A 488-nucleotide genomic window follows, 5' to 3' on the forward strand; every position below is an offset into this window, starting at 1 on the left:
TCAGTATCTTGCTGGATTTTATACGGAGGTTAAAGCAGAGAACACGATTGGCAATGATACAACGCCTATAATTCCCACGAAAGATACAGCCTATGATTTACTGATTGATTTAGGCGTACTATTGGACGAAACTGTCGTCGCTTCTTCATCAGCACCAATAAAAAAATCCACTAACGGGAGTGGAAGTTTCTTTTCGGATGCAATTTTGATCGCTTGACTGGTTAACCGTTCACGCTGCTTCTCTAGCTTCATATTTTCCACTTCGGCACGTAGCTTCTCGACCTCGATTTCTTTCTCATCCTTAGCCGGGAATCGCTTCTTGATCTCAACATCTACTGCACTTTCCAAATGGTTGGCTTTCCATGTTTCCAGCGATTTAGCGGATCGTTTGTCCACCGTGCTATCAAACCAACTTTTTGCTTGCTGATTAGATTGGATATATTGCTCCATCCCTAGAGACGACATATCGAGCTTTCTGTCCATTGGAA

The 488-nt window shown here is 42.8% G+C and carries 1 protein-coding gene; it reads right to left on the reverse strand.

Annotated elements, in window-relative coordinates; all coding sequences use genetic code 11:
- Nucleotides 1-90: 90 nt before the first annotated feature.
- On the reverse strand, nt 91-488 hold a 398-nt coding region (locus L693_RS0110545; RefSeq protein ID WP_231503607.1), incomplete at its 5' end, for a DUF4355 domain-containing protein.

It is taken from the genome of Paenibacillus sp. 1-18, assembly GCF_000520755.1.
In the GTDB taxonomy this organism is placed as follows: Bacteria; Bacillota; Bacilli; order Paenibacillales; family Paenibacillaceae; genus Paenibacillus; species Paenibacillus brasilensis.